2 protein-coding genes are annotated in these 2,374 nt (G+C 42.6%); both read left to right on the top strand.

Annotated features, from left to right (window positions below):
* Positions 1-35 precede the first annotated feature (35 nt).
* Positions 36-398 (top strand): hypothetical protein, encoded by a 363-nt coding sequence (locus KKA81_16050; GenBank protein ID MBU2652440.1) that lies wholly within the window; start codon positions 36-38, stop codon positions 396-398.
* 355 nt (positions 399-753) lie between these two features.
* Positions 754-2,374, top strand: a 1,621-nt coding sequence (locus KKA81_16055) for a hypothetical protein (GenBank protein ID MBU2652441.1), incomplete at its 3' end; no start/stop codon positions are given.

Raw genomic sequence — 2,374 nt, forward strand, 5'->3', positions numbered from 1 at the left:
CATTGGGAAGAAATTCATAGACACCAATAGAATATATGAAAAAAATACTGACTATCCTTATTGTTTTATGTGTTTTGTTTTTTGCCTTAAAAGGCAGGTGTGAGGCATCCTTTTCATATAACGAAATTCTAAAAACAGCATCTGCATCCGAACAAAGCCAACTTGCCATTTCAGATATTGTAAAAAAAGCGACCGAAGATAAAACAACGATTTCACAGACACCTTTACTACTTGAAAATCTATCGTTACCAAAAACTTTAACGGTAAAAAATTCTTTTCTGGGCGGATGGCAAAAGAACCCGGTAAACTATGCACTGAAAGTGCAATGCCTGAGGGCAACGGATTTCACGATTGTCTTCTGCCCGTGTCATCATTATATATCAGAGTTGCGGCTATAATTTTTTGATGGAAGCAGATTTTTTGCGGTTGCTTGTAGTTATAGAACAAATGTTCTATAACTTCCGACGAGCGACTGCACAAAATTTGCTTTTTTATTTTCAAGAGACACACGGAACAGGCACGGAACAAAGGAACACCCCTATAAACATCGGGGTAAACTCCATAGACACAGAACAGTTCCAAGTCAGTTCTGTGTGTGAGTTCCGTGTCAGTTCAGTGGTATTAATGGAGGAATTTATGAAATTATCAAAAAGATTTTGGTTTTTGGTTTTAGCAAAGCCTCGCTTTGCTGCTACATTACTCTTACTCACTTACTTACTTTTTACCCATCTTTCCGCAAAACCGTTTTGGAAGATGATTTTCGGTCAAGGTGATAATGTCACTAATGGGGCAGGTGCTGCTGATACATCGCAGGGCGCTTCCTTAGACCAATTTATGGCAGGAACTTCTTCTATGTGCTATGTTGCAAATTATTCCTGGGGAACACAGGGAAGCGTAAACGCAGTTGAAAACCAATTAAACTTACTAAATCCGACATATGCAACACGGGTTATCGGAGACGGAGTTACTCCGCTTTCTACCGATATTGAACAGACGGTTGCAAACGGATTGGCAAAACTTCGGAGCGACACATCTGCATCTGAAATTATGCATAATAAATTTATCATCAGAGACCCGAACGATGCCGCAAAAGCAGCAACTCTAATGGGTAGCGGAAACTTTTCAGGAGGCGGCTGGACTGCCCAAAACAACTCTTACCTCATTATATATAACCAACAAATAACTCAGAATTATCTTTCGGAATTTGATGAAATGTGGAGCGACACATTCAATACGGGAACAAAAACTACTCGGGTTTATACTATGCCAAACAATGTGGAAGTAAGAATTTTCTTCGGCGGGGAAGACCTGCCATGGGCAGGAACCGGAACAACCGCAAACGGACTTGTTTCTATTCTTGATACGGCAACCGAAAGCATATTTTTTGAAATTACCAATTTATATGGTTTTGCAAACACACGAAGACCTGCGGAGGCATCCTGCATAACCCGTGCAGGAGCAGGCGTTCAGGTTGAGGGCGTATATGACAGCATTGATGCGGGAGCAGTCGGCTCAGGCGGAAAAGCAGATTTTGATGCAGGCGGTTGTTTTATCCGGGAAACATTAAATCCGAATAATTACAAACATCACCACAAACACTGGATAATTGATATGGATTGGGTCGGTCTCGGTTCCGTTAATGCAAGCCAGTCGTCAGCAGAAAGTGATCCCGGTAGTGATGAAAATTTTATCCTGATAAACGATTTCCGTTTAGCAAGAGAATTTGTAAAGGAGTTTCATACTAATTACCACACTACTGCTATCTGGGCGGGTAAAGGTTCAAGCGATAATACTTCAGTCACCGAAACGCACGATGACACTCCGCCAAATCCTCCGACATCTCTTACAGTTACACCCGGCGCCAATTCATTCGCTGTTTCATGGACAAAACCTGGGGCGACAGCAGATTTTTCAAGATATTATATTTTTATTTCAAGAAGTGCTATTGCTGATAATGCCGCAATCGGAGATATGATTGACCAGGATGGCGATAGAGCACTGAATGAGGACCCGCGGGGAGACATTGACGGCGACGGCAATAGCGATGATGACGGCGACGGAACTGTCGATGAGGATTCCTGTATTCGTCCCGAAGCGCAGACAAAAGTAATTGACAGCGTTTCGGTAACGCTTACAACTGAAAATGAGGGCGAAGATCTTGTCGGGGCAACCAATTATTATATCGCAGTCGTTGCCGTGGATAAATGGGGAAATGAGTCAACCGTTCTCACCGACGGTCCGTATCAACTTGGAAGTGCTCCTTCTACAATTTGGTGGGAAGATTTTGAATCATATGTTGATGGCACCACATCATCACCGGGTAAATGGTCAACCGGTGGAGTTCCTACCGGATATTTTTACACGACAACGGTAA

It is taken from the genome of Bacteroidota bacterium, from assembly GCA_018831055.1.
Lineage (GTDB): Bacteria > Bacteroidota > Bacteroidia > Bacteroidales > B18-G4 > M55B132.